Here is a 19,325-nt window from a genome sequence, read left to right as displayed (position 1 = left end):
TTGTGGAGAGAGAATATGCATAACGAAGCACCCATTATCCGTCGCAAATCAACACGGATTTACGTCGGCAAGGTGCCAGTTGGCGATGGTGCGCCCATCGCCGTTCAGTCAATGACCAACACCCGCACCACCGATGTGGACGCGACCGTCAACCAGATTCGCCAGCTTGAGCGCGTCGGGGTGGATATTGTCCGCGTTTCCGTTCCGACCATGGATGCGGCTGAAGCCTTCAAACTGATTAAGCAACAGGTCAACGTGCCGCTGGTAGCGGACATTCACTTTGACTATCGCATTGCGCTTAAAGTCGCCGAGTATGGCGTGGATTGCCTGCGTATCAACCCGGGCAACATTGGTAACAATGAGCGTATCCGCCAGGTGGTGGATTGTGCGCGGCATTACAACATCCCCATTCGTATCGGCGTTAATGCCGGTTCGCTGGAAAAAGATCTGCAGGAAAAGTACGGTGAGCCAACGCCGCAGGCGCTGCTCGAATCCGCTATGCGCCATGTGGATCATCTCGATCGCCTCAACTTTGATCAGTTTAAAGTGAGCGTCAAAGCCTCGGACGTCTTCCTCGCCGTTGAATCCTACCGCCTGCTGGCGAAAGCCATCGATCAGCCGCTGCACCTCGGTATTACCGAAGCGGGTGGCGCACGCGCCGGTTCGGTGAAGTCGGCGATTGGCTTAGGCCTACTGCTGGCCGAAGGCATCGGTGATACGCTGCGTATATCACTGGCAGCCGATCCAGTTGAAGAAGTAAAAGTGGGCTATGACATCCTCAAATCCCTGCGTATCCGCTCGCGCGGCATCAACTTTATCGCCTGCCCAACCTGTTCACGTCAGGAGTTTGATGTTATTGGCACAGTGAATGCGCTGGAAGAACGTTTGGAGGACATCATCACGCCAATGGATATTTCGATCATCGGTTGTGTGGTGAATGGTCCGGGCGAAGCCACGGTTTCTACCCTCGGCGTAACCGGCGGAGCCAAGAAAAGTGGCTTCTACGAAGATGGCGTGCGACAGCGCGATCGCCTCGATAACGATGACATGATCGATCAGCTGGAAGCGCGTATTCGTGCTAAAGCTTCCATGCTGGATGAAAGCCGTCGTATCAACGTACAGCAGCTGGAAAAATAACCAAGGTACGCGCGCATCGCGTACCAGTTTGTGATTGAACCTGTGCGGTTTCATCCTCATAAGGTATGATGCCGCTCAGGTTTTTTTGTCTTAAAGAGATTCTAACGTGGCGAAGAATATTCAAGCGATTCGCGGGATGAACGATTACCTGCCGGCGGATACCGCGATTTGGCAGCGTATTGAAGGCACCCTGAAGCAGGTGCTGGCCAGCTATGGTTTCAGTGAAATCCGTCTGCCAATCGTTGAGCACACCCCGTTGTTCAGCCGTGCAATCGGTGAAGTCACCGACGTGGTTGAGAAAGAGATGTACACCTTTGAAGACCGCAACGGTGAAAGCCTGACGCTGCGTCCGGAAGGCACCGCAGGTTGCGTGCGCGCCGGTATCGAGCACGGTCTGCTGTACAATCAGGAACAACGCCTGTGGTACGTTGGCCCTATGTTCCGCTATGAACGCCCGCAGAAAGGTCGCTATCGCCAGTTCCATCAAATTGGTGCGGAAGTTTTTGGTCTGCAGGGCCCGGATATCGATGCCGAACTGATCATGATGACCGCTCGCTGGTGGAAAGCGCTGGGAATAGCCGATCACGTTGAGCTGGAACTGAACTCTATCGGTTCGCTGGAGGCGCGCGCTGACTACCGTAATGCGCTGGTAGCGTTCCTTGAGCAGCATAAAGAAGCACTGGACGAAGATTGTAAGCGCCGCATGTATACCAATCCGCTGCGCGTACTCGACAGTAAGAATCCTGATATTCAGACACTGCTCAACGATGCACCGACGCTCGGTGAATTCCTTGATCAAGACTCACGTGAGCACTTCAGCGGCCTGTGCGCGCTGCTGGACGACGCCGGCATCAAATATCGCGTCAATCAGCGTTTAGTGCGCGGCCTCGATTACTACAACCGTACGGTATTCGAGTGGGTCACCAGCAGTCTTGGCTCGCAAGGTACCGTATGCGCTGGTGGACGTTATGATGGCCTGGTCGAACAGTTGGGTGGCCGAGCCACGCCAGCCGTCGGATTTGCCATGGGCCTGGAACGTTTGGTGTTGTTGGTGCAGGCGGTTAATCCAGAATTTGAACCGACGCGCATTGTTGATGTCTATGTTATCGCTTCGGGGCAGGGCGTTCAGTCCGCCGCGATGCAACTGGCGGAAAAACTGCGTGATGCCGAGCCGGCGCTGAAGTTGATGACCAACTTTGGTGGCGGTAACTTCAAGAAGCAGTTTGCCCGTGCAGACAAGTGGGGCGCACGCATTGCACTGGTGCTGGGCGAAGATGAAGTGAAAGCGGGCCAGGTGGTAGTTAAAGACTTGCGTACCGGCGATCAACAGACGCTGGCTCAGAGCGACGCCGCTGCGACGTTGCGCACGCTGCTGCAGTAACCGCAGCACTGCAACAGCCATTTTAAAGAGAGGGATTGCGTGGAAGTTTACAGCAACGAAAACGAACAAGTTGACGCGCTGCGTCAGTTCTTTGCCAACAATGGCAAATTCCTGGCCGTTGGCGTGATCATCGGTATCGCTGCGCTGGGTGGCTGGCGTTTTTGGTCCAGCCATCAGGAAGGAACCGATAAAGCGGCATCAGCAGAGTACCAGCAGTTGACCAGCGCGATGCAGGCTGACAAGCCGCAAACGCTGGACGCGGTAGCCAAATTCGCCAGCGAAAATAACAACACCTATGGTGCGCTGGCATCGCTGGATCTGGCTAAGCAGTACGTTGAAGCCAATCAGTTAGACAAAGCAATCGCTCTGTTACAGAGTGGGCTGAAAGATACCAAAGATGCCAACCTGCAGGCGGTAATTAACCTGCGTCTGGCACGCATTCAATTGCAGCAAAGTCAGGCCGATGCCGCCCTTTCTACCCTTAACAATGTCAAGGGTGATGGCTGGACAGCCATTGTGGCGGATATTCGCGGAGAAGCACTGCTGAGCAAAGGCGATAAGCAGGGCGCACGTGATGCCTGGAGCAAAGGTGCTGAATCGCAGGCCTCTCCTGCGCTGAAGCAAATGCTGCAGATGAAGATGAATAACTTAAGTTAAGCCAGTCAAGAGAGCGCACATGGAATTACGTAAATACCTGCTGCCAGGGCTGATTTCAGTCACTCTGCTCAGCGGTTGCTCGCTGTTCAGCGGCGAAGAAGATGTAGTGAAAATGGCCCCGCTGCCAAAGGTAGAAAACCAGTTTACGCCGCAAACGGCGTGGAGCACGTCTGTTGGCGATGGCGTGGGTGATTTCTATTCCAATCTGCATCCAGCCTGGCTAGATGGCACCGTGTATGCCGCGGATCGTTTTGGCGTGGTTAAAGCGCTTGATGCCAGCAATGGCAAAGAGAAATGGAAGGTTAATCTCTCTGAGAAAACCGGCTTCTTCTCTAAAAACATCTCTGCACTGCTCTCGGGTGGCGTAACCGCCAACGGCGACCGCATCTATATCGGTAGCGAACGTGGTCAGGTATTTGCGCTGAATACCAGCGACGGTGGTATTGCCTGGCAGACCAAAGTGGCCGGTGAAGCATTGTCGCGTCCGGTTGTGAGCGATGGTCTGATTCTGATTCACACCAGCAACGGTATGTTGCAGGGACTTGATCAGAGCACTGGCGCGATCAAGTGGAGCGTAAACCTCGATATGCCTGCGCTGTCGCTGCGCGGTGAATCTGCACCTACTGTTGCCTTCGGCGGCGCGATCGTTGGCGGTGATAACGGCCGTGTGAGTGCAGTCATTCTCAATCAGGGCCAACTGATCTGGCAGCAACGTATTTCTCAGCCAAGTGGCGCCACTGAAATCGATCGTCTGAGTGATGTCGATACCACACCTGTCGTGGTTAACGGTGTGGTATATGCGCTGGCCTATAATGGCAACCTTACCGCGCTGGAACTGCGTTCCGGTCAGATCTTGTGGAAACGTGAGATTGGTGGTGTGAAAGACATGGTGGTCGATGCGGGACGTATCTATCTGGTCGATCAAGATGACCGTGTGATTGCGCTTAATGCTGACGGTGGCGTGGCTATCTGGCGTCAAAGCGACCTGTTGCATCGCAACCTGACTTCGCCCGTGCTGTTCAACGGTTATCTGGTGGTGGGTGACAGCGAAGGTTATCTGCACTGGATCAACACGCTTGACGGACGCTTCGTGGCGCAGCAGAAACTGGATAGCGATGGCTTCCAGACTGAACCGGTTGTTGCCGGTGACAAGCTGCTAATCCAGGCGAAAGGCGGTGAGGTTTACGCCATTACCCGTTAAGGATTTGGCTCTGCGGGAATCCATTTTCCGCTCGCTTAAACGGCTCCTGATTCGTCAGGGGCCGTTTCGTTTTTAGTCAGGCATGGTATTCTTTGCGCCTTCAGCCTGACGTCTGGCGTCAAATATCGTTATAATCACGCCATTCGGGCGAATTATTTAAAAAACTGAGGCAAGTCTTATGGTACCTGTGGTCGCGCTGGTTGGGCGTCCCAATGTGGGAAAATCTACGCTATTTAACCGTTTAACACGCACACGTGATGCGCTGGTAGCGGATTTTCCTGGACTGACTCGCGATCGCAAATATGGTCGCGCCGAAGTGGAAGGGCGCGAATTCATTGTTATTGATACCGGCGGTATTGATGGCACCGAGGAAGGCGTTGAAAACCGCATGGCGGAACAGTCGCTGCTGGCGATTGAAGAAGCCGATGTGGTGCTGTTTATGGTTGATGCGCGCGCGGGCGTCATGCCGGCGGATCAGCAAATCGCCAATCATCTGCGTGCACGCGAGAAAGCGACCTTTGTCGTCGCCAACAAAACGGATGGAATTGATCCTGAAGCGGCAGTGCTGGATTTCTATGCGCTGGGCTTAGGTGAAATTCACCCGATTGCAGCGTCGCATGGCCGCGGCGTGAATAGCCTGCTGGAAACCGCCTTGCTGCCGTGGATGGACGAAATCGTTCCAGAAGTGGAACTCACGGAAGAAGAAGAGAACGCCGCCTATTGGGCCGCATTAGAAGAAGATGGCGAGAAGGCGCTGGAGGAAGAGGAAGAAGAAGATTTCGACCCAACTACACTGCCGATCAAACTGGCTATCGTTGGTCGTCCAAACGTAGGTAAGTCAACGCTCACCAACCGTATTCTTGGTGAGGATCGCGTTGTGGTCTACGACATGCCGGGCACCACGCGCGACAGCATCTACATTCCGATGGAACGTGACGAGCGCGAGTATGTTCTGATTGATACGGCTGGCGTCCGTAAGCGCGGTAAGATTACCGAGACGGTAGAAAAATTCTCTGTGATCAAAACGCTGCAAGCAATTGAAGATGCTAACGTGGTGATGCTGGTAATTGATGCGCGTGCCGGAATTTCCGATCAGGATCTGTCGCTGCTTGGCTTCATCCTGAATAGTGGGCGCTCACTGGTGATTGTGGTCAACAAGTGGGACGGCATGACGCAGGAAGCGCGAGATGAAGTCAAAGAGCAGCTGGACTTCCGTCTGGGCTTTATCGATTTTGCGCGCATCCACTTTATTTCAGCTCTCCACGGCAGCGGCGTGGGTAACCTGTTCGAATCCGTGACCGAAGCCTACGACTGCTCCACCAAGCGTGTGGGCACGGCAATGTTGACGCGCATCATGACCATGGCAGCCGACGATCATCAGCCACCGCTGGTGCGAGGCCGCCGCGTGAAGCTGAAATATGCGCACGCCGGGGGTTATAACCCGCCAATCGTGGTGATCCACGGTAACCAGGTGAAGGATCTCGCGGATTCTTATAAGCGTTACCTGATGAACTACTTCCGTCGTTCACTCAACGTGATGGGCACGCCAATTCGCATTCAGTTCAAAGAAGGCGATAACCCGTACGCGGGCAAACGCAACCTGTTGACGCCAACGCAGCAGCGTAAACGTCAGCGTTTGATGTCGCATCTGAAGAAAAACAAGCGTTAAAATGAGAAGGGCCCAGCAGGGCCCTTTTTTTATGCAGGTGCGCATGAATGCGAACCCTACGAAAACCGAGTGCTTTAAACGTAGGGCGCCATTTATGGTGACCAACCGCCAAATACAGAGGATGATCTATGAATTCTCCATGCCCAATCTGCCAGCAGCCGCTGACTCACGATGAAACCGGATTTAACTGCTCCAGCTGTGAACGTCATTTCGAACACATCGCCTTATGTCCTGATTGCCATCAACCCTTACAGGTGCTGAAAGCCTGCGGCGCCGTGGACTATTTTTGTCAGCATGGCGACGGTTTAATCTCGAAAAAACGCGTGGAGTTTGTGCCTGATCTGCCTGCCTCCTGAGAAATGTCTTTCAACGCCGGTCTATTTATTAATAGGTTACGACCCGGTTTGTAGCAAAAATGCTATTAACCAGTAACTACCGCGTTATGGATGTTCACTTTTTAATGTACCAGGTGGTACAATCCTGCCGCCTTGGGGCGAGAATCACTCTCATCTGCGTTGTGTCCTCGCTCACAAGCGACGAATCACGGGCCTTGCTCCCGTACCAATAGATATAAAATAAAGCGTAAAGGTATGTTCTTGTCTCCCGCCTCGGCAGGAGCCAATACCGGCTGCCACAGGCTTACCGGCACCAGCGCGTTATTTTTTCAGGAGAGTTTTTGTTATGGCAGAAAATTCCGCTCGTCCCGGCAAAGGGCTGAGCATCTGGTCTGTACTGTTAGGCCTGGTCCTGGTTGCAATCGGCTTGTTCTTCGCTATCGGCGGTGGCAAGTTGGTGGCGCTGGGCGGCAGCTGGTACTTCCTCATCGCCGGTATTGTGATGCTGCTGTCGGCCGTCCAGTTCTTCCGTCGCAAATCATCCGCCGTCACGCTGTTTATTCTGGTGTTTGCCGGTACGTTGATTTGGTCACTGTTTGATGCTGGTTGGCATTTCTGGCCGCTGGTATCACGTCTGATGGTTCCGGCTGGCTTGATGCTGCTGGCATTCATCACCTGGCCAGCCCTGCGTAAGCGTGAAGGCAAAAACTCTCTGGCGAAAGTCTCCTATGTACTGTCCGCGGTTATCGCGGTTGGCATGGTGGTGACTTTCGTGCAGATGTTCCAGCCGCATCCTACCGTGGCGTTTGATGGCAAAGAGCTGCCGCTGATTCCGGTGGATAAATCAAAACCGCAACAGGACTGGAGCAGCTACGGCCGTACGCCGGGTGGCGACCGTTTCGCAGCCATCGATCAGATTACCCGCGATAATGTGAAAGATCTGCAGGTTGCCTGGACGTTCCATACGGGCGATACGCCGATCAGCCCAACGGGCAACGGTGCGGAAGATCAGCAAACTCCGCTGCAGATTGGCAACACGCTGTATCTTTGCACTCCACATAACAACGTGATTGCGGTAGCCGCTGATAGCGGTAAGCAAATTTGGAAACGTGAAATCAACGCGCAGGCTGAAGTGTGGAACCGCTGCCGTGGTTTAGCCTACTTCGATGCGACTAAACCCTTGCAGCAGCCAAGCCAGCCGGGTTCAACGCCGGTCACGGCCGCCGTGCTGCCCGCAGGCGATACCTGCCAGCGTCGTATTCTGATGAATACCATTGATGCGCGCCTGATTGCTATCAACGCCGACAACGGTGAGCTGTGTGACAGCTTTGGTACGCACGGTGTGGTTGATTTGAAAATCGGTCTGGGCAACGCGCCCGATCCGCAATATCAGCTGACGTCGCCTCCTGCGATGGCCGGAACCACGGTAGTAGTGGGTGGTCGCGTCGCGGATAATGTCCAAACCGACATGCCTGGCGGCGTGCTGCGTGGTTTTGACGTGATTACTGGCCAGATGCGTTGGGCATTTGACCCAGGCAACGACGATCCTAATGCGGTCCTGATGCCGGGCAAAGATTACACCCGCAGCACACCAAACTCGTGGGCGCCGATGTCTTACGATCCGGCGATGAACACCGTGTTCCTGCCGATGGGTAGTTCGTCAGTGGATCTGTGGGGTGCGAACCGTACCAAACTGGATCACACTTACGGCGCATCCATCCTGGCGCTGGATGCAACCACCGGTAAGCAGAAGTGGGTTTATCAGACCGTACATAACGATCTGTGGGATTTCGATCTGCCAATGCAGCCGAGCCTGGTCGACTTCCCGATGAAGGATGGCACCAATAAGCCAGCCGTGGTCATCGGCGCCAAAACCGGCATGATTTGGGTGCTGGATCGCCTGACCGGCAAGCCTTTAACGAAAGTTGAAGAGCAACCGATGCCGCAGGGCCATATCCCGAACGAGCAGTACACCAAAACCCAGCCGCACTCAGTGGAGATGCCGGGCATTGGTAACCAGAAGCTGACCGAGTCTGACATGTGGGGCGCAACGCCGTTCGACCAGCTGGTGTGCCGTATTGCTTTTAAAGGCATGCGTTACGATGGGCTGTTCACCGTGCCGGATACCGATAAATCCCTCAGCTTCCCTGGTTCCCTGGGCGGTATGAACTGGGGCGGTATTTCGTTTGATCCGAACAATCAGTACATGTTCGTCAACGATATGCGTTTGGGCCTGTGGGTACAGATGATCCCGCAGGACACCAGCAAAACGGCTGCCAGCAACGGTGGTGAAGCGATCAACACCGGTATGGGTGCGGTTCCGCTGAAAGGCACGCCTTACGCGGTGAATAAAAACCGCTTTATGTCTCCGCTGGGTATTCCTTGCCAAGCACCGCCGTTCGGTACGCTGTCGGCGATTGACATGAAAACGCGCCAAATCGTTTGGCAGGTGCCAGTTGGTACCGTAGAAGATACCGGTCCGTTCGGCATCAAAATGCGCGCGAAAATGCCAATTGGTATGCCGACCTTAGGCGGCACGCTGGCCACGCAGGGCGGCCTGATATTTATCGCCGGTACACAGGATTACTATCTGCGCGCTTTCGATAGCTCAACCGGTAAAGAAGTGTGGAAAGCACGTCTGCCAGTGGGCAGCCAGGGCGGTCCAATCAGCTATGTTTCGCCAAAAACCGGCAAACAGTACATCCTGATCTCCGCAGGTGGCGCACGTCAATCGCCAGATCGTGGTGATTACGTGATTGCTTACGCGCTGCCAGACAGCAAATAAGTTCTACTATGAGAAAGGCCGACATCATGATGCCGGCCTTTTTTTTACCATCCTTAGCGCACTTTATCCCTCAAGGTACCTTATTCACTGCTGCTTAGAAGGGCGGCGGCTTTTTTGACCTCCTTTTCTTCCAGCTTCCCTGGCTCTTTCAGGATCGTTTCTGAAATTACCCCCGCTGACTTTGCCGCCAGCGCTACCTGCTTCCCTGGCGCGCTCCGGGTCCTCTGCAAAGTTCCCGGCACCACCTCGTTGCTTTTTTTGTGTCATAGCAGAGACCTCATCTAAGGGTGTTTTCTTCGACGTGGACTAGCTAGCCACATAATGAGTATAGTCAATAAGTTATGTCTTTCCTTGAGAGATATCTTATAACTTATTCGCCGTCGCGCCACAGCGATTGCAGCTCGGGTGGCGCCAGCTGCTCGGGAATTAACATCACTAATGTTCTGGCCTCACGGTGGGTGGCATAGGTGATTTGAATGCGATAGTAACGCTGGTCTCCGTGCCCCAGATTGGCAGCCTGATCCTCTGGTTCGCCGAGCGGCATGGCCTGTTCCAATACCTGGCAGACGCGCTGCTTTTGCGGTTCAGGCAATTCTGACAACGCAAAGCGCCGCTCACCGCGCAGCTTGGGAATAAAGGCGATACCGCCTTCACGTGCCAGCTCGATGATGGCGTCGTCGGTCAGTTGGATGTCCACGTTACGCCCACCTGCTGCCAGGCGGATTGAATTTTTTCCGCCACTGATTGATTAAACTGTTGATTGGCGTGCTGCACGGTAAAGCGCGCAAAGGTGCTGAAATCAGCATCCTGCGGCAGGGTTTTATCGCACAACGTGTCGTACCAGGCCTGCCCGGCGATTTCCCACGCAAAGCCACCCAGCGCTTTTGCCGCCAGATAAAATGCCCGATTGGGAATACCGGAATTCAAATGCACGCCACCGTTGTCGTCGCGCGTTTCGATGTAGTGTTGCATATCGGCCGGCTGCGGATCTTTGCCTAACACCGGGTCGTCATAAGCGGTGCCAGGTGATGACATCGAGCGTAGCCCGCGACCATTAACGCCCTGTGCCAGCAATCCTTCGCCGATAATCCAGTCAGCTTGATCGGCGCTCTGCTTGAGATGGAACTGCTTCACCAGCGAGCCAAACACATCCGACATTGATTCATTCAGGGCGCCAGCCTGCTGGAAGTAAATCAGTCCGGCTTCGGTTTCCGTTACGCCGTGCGTAAGCTCGTGGGCCACCACATCCAGTGCGATGGTGAAGCGATTAAATATCTGGCCATCACCGTCGCCAAATACCATCTGTTGACCGTTCCAAAAGGCGTTCTGGTACTCCTTACCGTAATGCACGGTGCCATCAAGCTTCAGGCCTTTATTGTCCAGTGAATTGCGTTGGTAGGTTTGCCAGAAGAAATCGTAGGTAATGCCAAGATAATCCCAGGCTTCCTGGACAGCGACATCACCGTTTTCCGGCTGACCCTCTGCGCGGATTAACGTACCCGGTAGATTTTGCGTGCCTTCGGCGTCGTAAATCGCGCGCTGTACGATGCCTGGTTTGGCAGTGGCGACGCTGGGGGCTTGATGGTTATGTTCACCCATCAGTTGTTGCACGTGCGTTAGAGTGCGGCGCGCGTAGTCTTGCTGCGCACCGGTGCAGTTATCAATGATATTGCGCAGCATGTAGGGAGGAATAACGCTAAAAGGCATACTAACTCCTGATCATAAATGAATATGTCAAAAGTATAGTTTTTAACCTATCAACGCGCTTTACGGCTGCGGGATTTCTGCGGTTCCAGCGCGGTAACCTGGCTTTCCACCCAGCCATCATCCAGCCGGGTGCGTAGGAGATCGCCTTTACTCAGCTGCTGGGTTTTCTTCACCACCTGACCTTGCGTGTCAGTGGTGACGCTGAAGCCACGCGCCAGCGTCGCCAAAGGGCTCACACCTTCCAGCTGCGCGGCCAGGTTGCCAAAGCGCTGACGATTATGATTGAGCTGCTTTTCCATGCCCTGCTGTAAACGATAGTGCCACTGCTGCAGCTGCTGCTGAGCGCGCAGAATACGTCCCTGCGGCTGCTGTGCGTTCAGGCGTTGCAGCAGGCGGTCCTGCTGACGATTCGCCACACGCATGCGCTGGTCCATTGCTTCGCCCAGACGGCGCTGCAGCTGAAACAGCGCGGTTTGCTGGCGAGCCAGACGCAGCTGCGGATGCTGCTGCTGTAAACGATGCTGGATACGGGTGAAGCGGCGCTGCTGCTGTGCCAGATAGAAATCCATCGCCATCTCCATACGCTGCTGCTGCGATTGCAAACGGCGTAAGAGCTCCAGCTGGTTCCGGCTCACCAGTTCTGCCGCCGCAGAAGGCGTTGGCGCGCGTAAATCTGCAACGAAGTCGGCGATGGTGACATCGGTTTCGTGCCCGACGGCGCTGACGATGGGCAGGCGACTGGCAAAAATCGCCCGCGCCACGCGTTCGTCATTGAAGCTCCACAAATCTTCCAGTGAACCGCCGCCACGTCCCACAATCAGCACATCACACTCATCACGCTGGTTGGCCAGCTCAATGGCGCGCACAATCCCGGCCGGCGCATCCACGCCTTGCACCGCCGTGGGATAGATGATGACGGGCAAGGAGGGATCGCGACGATGCAGCACGCGCAGCACATCGTGCAGCGCCGCACCGGTGGCGGAGGTAATCACGCCCACCTGACGGGCTGGATCCGGCAGCGGCTGTTTGAACTGTTGATCAAATAAACCTTCTGCCGCCAAACGCGCCTTCAGCTGTTCGAACTGCTGTTGCAGCAAGCCTTCGCCTGCCGGATGCATGCTTTCGATAATCAGCTGATAGTCACCACGCGGTTCATACAGCGTAATGCTGGCACGCACTAAAACTTGCTGGCCGTGTTGAGGACGGAAAGTGACGCGACGATTGCTGTTGCGGAACATCGCGCAGCGCACTTGCGCACCATCATCCTTCAATGTGAAGTACCAGTGGCCGGAAGCGGGCTGGGTAAAATTTGAAATCTCAGCGCTGAGCCACACCAGACCCATCTCATTTTCCAGCAGTTGACGCACCGTGGTGTTCAGGCGGCTGACAGTAAAAATATTGGCGGTTGGCGGTAGCGACATGTGATGTAGATCAAATTTTAAATCAGAGGGTTAATCAACTGATACTACATTGCTCACCCTGAGGATCAAGACTTTTTCTGAAAAAACACTGGAGGCAATCGGTTTCGGCCTGTATAATGCCGCGGCAATATTTTATCTGTTTTAATCGCCCCCAGGTGGAGATATTGCAATGTTAAGAATCGCGAAAGAAGCCCTCACATTTGACGACGTTCTGCTCGTTCCCGCTCACTCCACTGTTTTACCCAACACCGCTGATCTCAGCACGCAACTGACAAAAAACATTCGTCTGAACATCCCAATGCTCTCGGCGGCAATGGACACCGTAACTGAAGCGGGTCTGGCTATTGCGCTGGCGCAGGAAGGGGGATTGGGCTTTATCCACAAAAATATGTCAATTGAGCGCCAGGCGGATGAAGTTCGCAAGGTGAAAAAACACGAAAGCGGCGTGGTAACCGATCCACAAACCGTATTGCCGACCACCGCGCTGGCGGCGGTTAAAGAGCTGACCGAGCGTAACGGTTTTGCCGGTTATCCCGTGGTGAACACCGACAACGAACTGGTGGGCATCATCACCGGTCGTGACGTGCGTTTTGTGACTGACCTGACCTTGCCGGTTTCTGCAGTGATGACGCCGAAAGAGCGCTTAGTGACGGTGAAAGAGGGTGAAGCACGTGAAGTCGTGTTGCACAAAATGCACGAAAAGCGTGTTGAGAAGGCGCTGGTTGTTGATGACAGCTTCCACCTGCTGGGTATGATTACCGTTAAAGATTTCCAGAAAGCCGAACGTAAACCTAACGCCTGTAAAGATGCGGAAGGCCGTCTGCGCGTCGGTGCAGCGGTTGGCGCAGGCGCGGGCAACGAAGAGCGTGTTGATGCGCTGGTGGCTGCCGGTGTTGACGTGCTGCTGATTGACTCTTCACACGGCCACTCAGAAGGCGTATTGCAGCGTATTCGTGAAACCCGCGCAAAATATCCAAACCTCGAAATTATCGGCGGCAACGTAGCGACCGGCGCAGGCGCATTGGCGCTGGCGGAAGCCGGCGTGAGCGCGGTAAAAGTGGGTATCGGCCCGGGCTCAATCTGTACCACGCGTATCGTCACTGGCGTTGGCGTGCCACAAATCACAGCCGTTTCTGACGCGGTTGCCGCGCTGGAAGGCACCGGTATTCCGGTGATTGCAGATGGCGGTATCCGCTTCTCTGGCGATATCGCTAAAGCGATCGCAGCCGGTGCAGCAGCCGTTATGGTGGGCTCAATGCTGGCCGGTACCGAAGAATCCCCGGGCGAAATCGAGCTTTATCAAGGCCGCTCGTTCAAATCTTATCGCGGCATGGGTTCACTGGGCGCAATGTCAAAAGGTTCCTCAGATCGTTACTTCCAGAGCGATAACGCGGCAGACAAACTGGTACCAGAAGGTATCGAAGGGCGCGTTGCCTACAAAGGCCGCCTGAAAGAGATCGTGCACCAGCAAATGGGCGGCCTGCGCTCTTGCATGGGTCTGACCGGCTGCGGCACCATTGACGACCTGCGCACCAAGGCAGAGTTCGTGCGTATCAGCGGCGCGGGCATCAACGAAAGCCACGTGCATGACGTGACCATCACCAAAGAGTCACCAAACTACCGCATGGGTTCATAATCCCGTAAAATTTAGCGCCCGGCACCAGCCGGGCGCTTTTATTATTAAGTCCATCCCAATGGAAACGCCTCAATGACGACTGAAAATATTCATAAACATCGTATTTTGATCCTCGATTTTGGTTCTCAGTACACGCAACTGGTTGCGCGCCGCGTGCGCGAGCTGGGCGTCTACTGCGAGCTCTGGGCGTGGGATGTCACCGAAGAGCAAATTCGCCAGTTCAACCCAAACGGCATCATTCTTTCTGGCGGTCCGGAAAGCACCACCGAGCAGAATAGCCCGCGTGCGCCGGAATATGTGTTCAACGCTGGCGTTCCAGTGCTGGGGGTTTGCTATGGCATGCAGACCATGGCGATGCAGTTGGGCGGCAAGGTTGAAGGCTCCAACGAGCGTGAATTTGGTTATGCGCAGGTAGAAGTGCTGACCCAGAGCGCGCTGGTGCGTGACATCGAAGATGCGATTAGCGCGGCAGGTAAACCGCTGCTGGACGTGTGGATGAGCCATGGCGATAAAGTTACCGCTATTCCCGCCGGTTTCGAAACCGTTGCCAGCACCGAAACTTGTCCGTTCGCCATCATGGCGAATGAAGAAAAGAAATTCTACGGCGTGCAGTTCCACCCGGAAGTGACGCACACGCGTCAGGGCTTGCGTATGCTGGAGCGTTTCATTCGTGACATCTGCGGCTGTGAAGCGCTGTGGACGCCTGCCAAAATCATCGAAGATGCGGTTGAGCGTATTCGTCAGCAGGTGGGTAACGATAAAGTAATCCTTGGCCTATCTGGCGGCGTTGACTCTTCGGTGACCGCGATGCTGCTGCACCGCGCCATCGGCGATCGTCTGACCTGCGTGTTCGTGGACAACGGTCTGCTGCGTCTGAATGAAGCTGAGCAGGTTCTGGAGATGTTTGGCGACCACTTTGGTTTGAACATCGTACACGTTGCGGCTGAGGCGCGTTTCCTTGATGCGCTGGCTGGCGAGAACGATCCGGAAGCCAAACGTAAAATCATCGGCCGTGTCTTCGTTGAAGTTTTCGACGAGCAAGCACTGCGTCTGGAAGACGTGAAGTGGCTGGCGCAGGGCACCATCTATCCTGACGTGATTGAATCTGCCGCTTCAGCGACCGGCAAAGCGCACGTGATCAAGTCGCACCACAACGTGGGCGGTCTGCCGAAAGAGATGAAGATGGGGCTGGTTGAGCCGCTGAAAGAGCTGTTCAAAGACGAAGTGCGCAAAATTGGTCTGGAACTCGGCCTGCCGTACGACATGCTGTATCGCCACCCGTTCCCGGGCCCAGGTTTAGGCGTACGCGTGTTGGGTGAAGTGAAGAAAGAGTATTGCGACCTGCTGCGCCGTGCCGATGCTATCTTCATTGAAGAGCTGCACAAAGCCGATCTGTACAACAAGGTCAGCCAGGCCTTCACCGTATTCCTGCCGGTACGTTCTGTGGGCGTGATGGGCGACGGTCGTAAATATGATTGGGTGGTATCCCTGCGCGCAGTGGAGACCATCGACTTCATGACCGCGCACTGGGCGCACCTGCCGTACGATTTCCTCGGCCGCGTCTCCAACCGCATCATCAACGAAGTGAACGGCATCTCCCGCGTGGTTTATGATATTTCGGGTAAACCACCTGCGACGATTGAGTGGGAATAAATCCTGCTTTGAGGCATGCGTAAAAACGAAGCCCGCTTAATTGCGGGCTTTTTTATATTTGTATTTTGGTTAGTAATAGGGCGTTCATTCAATAAAGTTCAATCGCATAGTTCGTGAATACAAACTCGCCCCTTTCGTTGCACTATAGCGCGTGATTATTACTCATCAGGATGCCGTCGATGTTGCCTTTCAAAGCCGTATTGATCTCTTTTCTATGCATCATCTTGCTCTCATTAGGCGCCAGCCTGGCGCAGGCAACGCGTGGTGGTGAGTTAACGTCGGAACGCGGCGGCTGGGCGTCCGCCCGACGCGATTCTGCCGGTATCGCACCCGATCCCCAGCGTTACGCATCCGAAGCTATCGTACAGGTCTATGCCGCGCCAACGTATGGCTGGAAAGGCGCAGTGGCGGTGCATCCGTGGATTATCTTCAAGCGCGCCGGGGAGACCCACTACAATCGCTATGAAGTCATCAGCTGGGGCAGCGGCGATAAAGTGCGGCGTAACAGTAATCTGCCGGATGGCTATTGGTACGGTGCCAAGCCACGTCTGCTGGTAGATCATCGCGGCAGCGCGGCACAGGCGATGATTCCGCAGATCGAAGCGGCGATTAAATCGTATCCATGGCCAACTACCTATCACGCCTGGCCGGGGCCCAACAGCAATACCTTCATGGCGCATATTGGCCGTGAAGTGCCCGCGCTGAAACTAGATCTGCCAGCCAATGCGCTCGGCAAGGATTATCGCTCACTGTTGAATCCGGTGGGGTTACCGCCTTCAGGACGCGGCGTACAGCTCTCTGTACTCGGTGTGCTTGGCGTAACGGTGGGAGCGGAAGAGGGATTAGAGGTGAATGTGCTGGGTCTGAATATGGGACTGGATTTCACCCCATTCAGGCTGCGTCTGCCGTTTATCGGCGGTATCGGGCAGAATAATGTTCAGCGCGACAATCCGTAAAAATGGCCCCGAAATGGGGCCATTTTTTAGCAGACGCCGAAATCGCCGTCTTCGTGATACAGATTCACGGTATCGGCTTTGAGTTCAATTTCTCGCTTAATGTGATCGTCAACGCGTGCGCACCACAGCATATCGCCTTCCACGCGCAGCACCTGCATCTTTGGGCCACCGGTCTTCGACTGTACAAAATCATCTACCTTAAACATGCTTTTTCTCCATCAGGTCAGTGATATTTACAGAGTTTATATGTACTTCACTGGCTGTGCGCTTGATTTTGTGCCTTAGTGATGCAGCAAAAACACCGTCGCCAGACCGAGGAAAATAAAGAACCCGCCGGTGTCGGTGATTGCCGTAATCAGTACGCTGGAGCCAACGGCAGGATCGCGTTTCATCTTAGTCATGATTAACGGAATCAGCACGCCCATCAGCGCGGCCAGCAGCAGATTGAGCACCATCGCCAGCATCATCACGCCGCCCAATTGCAGATTGTCGTACATCAGCCAGGTGACGCCGCCCATAATACCGCCCCAGAACAGGCCATTAATTAGCGCCACGCCGAGTTCACGCATAATCAGAAACGAGAAGTTACCCGGTTCCACCTGGTGCAGCGCTAGCGCACGCACAATCATGGTGATGGTTTGATTGCCGGTATTGCCGCCGATGCCCGCAACAATCGGCATCAGTGCGGCCAAGGCCACCAGCTGTGAAATCGTCGCTTCAAACAGGCCAATCACGCGGGACGCAACAAACGCGGTGCACAGGTTTACCGCCAGCCAGGCCCACCGTTTACCAACCGCTTTACGCACCGGCGCAAACACATCTTCGCCCTGGCTGATACCGCCCATTTTACGAATGTTGCTTTCATTCTCTTCATTGACCAAATCAACCACGTCTTCGATGGTGATACGACCAATAAGCTTGCCTTGCGCATCGGTAACGGCGGCGGAGATCAGGTTATAACGTTCGAACGCACTGGCAGCGTCTTCGGCTTTATCATTGAGCTGGAAGGTAGTGGGATGTGAGTTCATCACCTCGGCAACTAACATCTTTGGTTTGTTCAGGAGAATATCGGTGAGGGTTAACTCACCCAGCAGTTGGTTTTTTTCATCAGTAATGAAGATCTTATCTGTGCCGTCCGGCATCTTTTTGCCTTTACGCAGATAGCGCTGCACCGTGGCCAGAGTGACGTCCGATCGCACCGTCAGGATGTTGAAATCCATGATCTGGCCAACGCGATCGCGATCCAGCTCTATCACGCTCAGCAGACGCGCACGCAAACTCGGTTCCAGCGTAGTAAGCAGACGGCCGGTTAAATCACGTGGCAAATAGCGCGCCAGATATACCTGATCGTCGATATCCAGCGGCTCAATGGCATGCAGAATATCGCGATCAGACATTTCTTCCGTCAGGCTGGCCCAAACGGTTTCCGAAGCTTCAACCAGCACGCGGCCGCGCTGTTCTGTGGGAACTAAGCGCCATAGCGCCTGACGTTCCTCTTCAGGTAAGGCTTCAAGGATATCTGCTAAATCCGCAGCGTGCAGCTGCTGAAGTTCATCTTCTAGCTGCTGGCGCCAATCGGTGATGTTGCGCAGCTCGGCAGCATTAAGATCGACGGATTTATCCAGCAGCACATCGACTAGATCATGCTCATTAAGCAGCAGAGTAAGAATATGGTGGCGGGTTTCAGCTAATTTTTGCGAATGCACAGCAGACATAACGCGTTCCTTGTGTCTGTAAAGTCAGCTCACAGTGTAGCGCGTTGCGGGTAACAGAGCGTAAAAAGCAGCATTGTCTCAAAGAACAATGTCGAGAAGCGATCGGCACCCGCAGCGAATTTAACGGGAATCGCTGGTGCTTAGCGTGGCCGGCTCAGGAATGGCTTTCTTTTGCTGATGATGCTCAATGGCACCGGGAATGATGAAAAGCAGGCGGCCAATCAAAATAAAGAAGCTGATCAGCAAAATAATGCGGCTCATGGTGCTGGTTTTGGGACGTCTTCGTGGAGATATAGCGCTATTCACGCGGGGTGGTTCCTGTAATTACCCATCAGGGCGGAGGCAACATTTAGTCATACCTTCATCGCTAAATCAATCGCTGTGTGAAAAATGAGCAAGAAAGGGGCAAAGTGTTGATCGAAGTCAGACAAAAAACGGCCGCGCGCGGCGGCCGTTGTATCAGTAGCTGGCTTTCTGCGCCAGCAAGGTGGCAAAACGGGTTTTAATGCGATTACCGTTTTCATCACGCCGATGCAGTTCACCAACATCTTCGTTGTACTTCACGATGTGCCAGTTACGGTAGTAATGGCTCAGCTCGCCGGATTTAAAGGCGAACGGAAAGTTCTGCGTATTAGGATAATCATCGGTGTTCATCGCCGCCACAATCAGGTTGTAGCCGTACTTGCGCGTGCTGGCCTGCATATCGGCAATCAGCTGTGGGATGGTGGACGGCTGCAGGAACATCATCACCACAGTCGAAAGTACAAACTGATAGTCACCGTTAAAGCGTACGCTATTGAGGTCGCACAATTCGGTGTGAATATTCTGCAGATTCTCTTCAGCGATGATGCTGTTCAGGCGATCCAGGCTCGTCGGATTGCTGTCCCAGGCTGTGACTTCAAAGCCATGCTGATTGAGGAAAAGGCTATTTCGGCCCTGGCCACAGCCTAAATCCAGCGCTTTCCCCACCTCAAGGTGGGGAAGGGCCGCCAGGACTTCAGAATGCGTCGGCGTCAGACCGTACTTTTCAGCGAAATAGTTATCGGGGCGTGTTGTCATAGTGATACGACGG

At 54.4% G+C, this 19,325-nt stretch carries 18 protein-coding genes; 10 read left to right on the top strand and 8 right to left on the bottom strand.

Annotation, left to right across the window (positions count from 1 at the left end):
• Nucleotides 1-15: 15 nt before the first annotated feature.
• From ispG to AC07WB_RS14225, 7 genes are all read left to right on the top strand, one after another.
• Nucleotides 16-1,137 carry a flavodoxin-dependent (E)-4-hydroxy-3-methylbut-2-enyl-diphosphate synthase gene (gene ispG / locus AC07WB_RS14255; RefSeq protein ID WP_097096428.1) on the top strand — a complete coding sequence of 374 codons (1,122 nt, stop codon included), beginning with the start codon at nt 16-18 and terminating at the stop codon, nt 1,135-1,137.
• Nucleotides 1,138-1,243: 106 nt separating this feature from the next.
• Nucleotides 1,244-2,518 carry a histidine--tRNA ligase gene (gene hisS, locus AC07WB_RS14250; RefSeq protein ID WP_097096429.1) on the top strand — a complete coding sequence of 425 codons (1,275 nt, stop codon included), beginning with the start codon at nt 1,244-1,246 and terminating at the stop codon, nt 2,516-2,518.
• A gap of 39 nt (nt 2,519-2,557) precedes the next feature.
• Complete coding sequence (locus AC07WB_RS14245) at nt 2,558-3,175, top strand: YfgM family protein (protein WP_097096430.1); 618 nt, start codon at nt 2,558-2,560, stop codon at nt 3,173-3,175.
• A 19-nt stretch (nt 3,176-3,194) separates the two neighbouring features.
• A complete protein-coding gene (bamB, locus tag AC07WB_RS14240; protein WP_097096431.1) occupies nt 3,195-4,376 on the top strand; it encodes an outer membrane protein assembly factor BamB in 1,182 nt (393 codons plus the stop codon).
• Nucleotides 4,377-4,554: 178 nt separating this feature from the next.
• Nucleotides 4,555-6,045 carry a ribosome biogenesis GTPase Der gene (gene der / locus AC07WB_RS14235; protein ID WP_097096432.1) on the top strand — a complete coding sequence of 497 codons (1,491 nt, stop codon included), beginning with the start codon at nt 4,555-4,557 and terminating at the stop codon, nt 6,043-6,045.
• A 128-nt stretch (nt 6,046-6,173) separates the two neighbouring features.
• Nucleotides 6,174-6,401, top strand: a complete 228-nt coding sequence (locus tag AC07WB_RS14230; RefSeq protein ID WP_097096433.1) for a zinc ribbon domain-containing protein — start codon at nt 6,174-6,176, stop codon at nt 6,399-6,401.
• A gap of 325 nt (nt 6,402-6,726) precedes the next feature.
• Complete coding sequence (locus AC07WB_RS14225) at nt 6,727-9,165, top strand: glucose/quinate/shikimate family membrane-bound PQQ-dependent dehydrogenase (protein ID WP_494940701.1); 2,439 nt, start codon at nt 6,727-6,729, stop codon at nt 9,163-9,165.
• 84 nt (nt 9,166-9,249) lie between these two features.
• On the opposite strand, the gene AC07WB_RS14220 is transcribed toward AC07WB_RS14225, so the two are convergent.
• From AC07WB_RS14220 to xseA, 4 genes are all read right to left on the bottom strand, one after another.
• Nucleotides 9,250-9,432, bottom strand: a complete 183-nt coding sequence (locus AC07WB_RS14220) for a con-10 family general stress protein (protein WP_045814915.1) — start codon at nt 9,430-9,432, stop codon at nt 9,250-9,252.
• A gap of 103 nt (nt 9,433-9,535) precedes the next feature.
• Complete coding sequence (locus AC07WB_RS14215) at nt 9,536-9,862, bottom strand: protealysin inhibitor emfourin (RefSeq protein ID WP_097096435.1); 327 nt, start codon at nt 9,860-9,862, stop codon at nt 9,536-9,538.
• Nucleotides 9,847-10,872 carry a M4 family metallopeptidase gene (locus AC07WB_RS14210; RefSeq protein ID WP_494940700.1) on the bottom strand — a complete coding sequence of 342 codons (1,026 nt, stop codon included), beginning with the start codon at nt 10,870-10,872 and terminating at the stop codon, nt 9,847-9,849. The genes AC07WB_RS14215 and AC07WB_RS14210 overlap by 16 nt, the downstream gene beginning before the upstream one ends.
• A 50-nt stretch (nt 10,873-10,922) precedes the next feature.
• Nucleotides 10,923-12,293, bottom strand: coding sequence for an exodeoxyribonuclease VII large subunit (gene xseA, locus AC07WB_RS14205; RefSeq protein ID WP_097096437.1), 1,371 nt, complete (start codon nt 12,291-12,293; stop codon nt 10,923-10,925).
• 169 nt (nt 12,294-12,462) lie between these two features.
• On the opposite strand from xseA, the gene guaB reads away from it, so the two are divergent.
• The 3 genes from guaB to AC07WB_RS14190 all read left to right on the top strand — a co-directional run bounded on the left by guaB (nt 12,463) and on the right by AC07WB_RS14190 (nt 16,538).
• Complete coding sequence (guaB, locus tag AC07WB_RS14200; RefSeq protein ID WP_097096438.1) at nt 12,463-13,929, top strand: IMP dehydrogenase; 1,467 nt, start codon at nt 12,463-12,465, stop codon at nt 13,927-13,929.
• A gap of 72 nt (nt 13,930-14,001) precedes the next feature.
• A complete protein-coding gene (gene guaA / locus AC07WB_RS14195) occupies nt 14,002-15,582 on the top strand; it encodes a glutamine-hydrolyzing GMP synthase (RefSeq protein ID WP_097096439.1) in 1,581 nt (526 codons plus the stop codon).
• A gap of 179 nt (nt 15,583-15,761) precedes the next feature.
• Entirely contained in the window at nt 15,762-16,538 is a 777-nt protein-coding gene (locus AC07WB_RS14190) for a DUF3750 domain-containing protein (protein WP_400456800.1), read from the top strand.
• A gap of 26 nt (nt 16,539-16,564) precedes the next feature.
• Here the strand turns inward: AC07WB_RS14190 and AC07WB_RS14185 are convergent, their stop codons facing one another.
• From AC07WB_RS14185 to tehB, 4 genes are all read right to left on the bottom strand, one after another.
• Nucleotides 16,565-16,744, bottom strand: a complete 180-nt coding sequence (locus tag AC07WB_RS14185) for a GDFGVC terminal motif YodC-like protein (RefSeq protein ID WP_097096441.1) — start codon at nt 16,742-16,744, stop codon at nt 16,565-16,567.
• 75 nt (nt 16,745-16,819) lie between these two features.
• Nucleotides 16,820-18,253 (bottom strand): magnesium transporter, encoded by a 1,434-nt coding sequence (gene mgtE / locus AC07WB_RS14180; RefSeq protein WP_345828748.1) that lies wholly within the window; start codon nt 18,251-18,253, stop codon nt 16,820-16,822.
• 120 nt (nt 18,254-18,373) lie between these two features.
• Nucleotides 18,374-18,559 (bottom strand): YfgG family protein, encoded by a 186-nt coding sequence (locus tag AC07WB_RS14175; RefSeq protein WP_494940699.1) that lies wholly within the window; start codon nt 18,557-18,559, stop codon nt 18,374-18,376.
• Nucleotides 18,560-18,712: 153 nt separating this feature from the next.
• Nucleotides 18,713-19,312: a tellurite resistance methyltransferase TehB gene (gene tehB, locus AC07WB_RS14170; protein ID WP_097096444.1), complete on the bottom strand. Its 600-nt coding sequence runs from the start codon at nt 19,310-19,312 to the stop codon at nt 18,713-18,715.
• Nucleotides 19,313-19,325: the final 13 nt, after the last annotated feature.

Source organism: Pantoea sp. GW821-FHT03E06 (assembly GCF_059420725.1).
The sequence above is the reverse complement of the archived record's forward strand: the minus strand, read 5'-3'. Positions and strand labels throughout refer to the sequence as shown.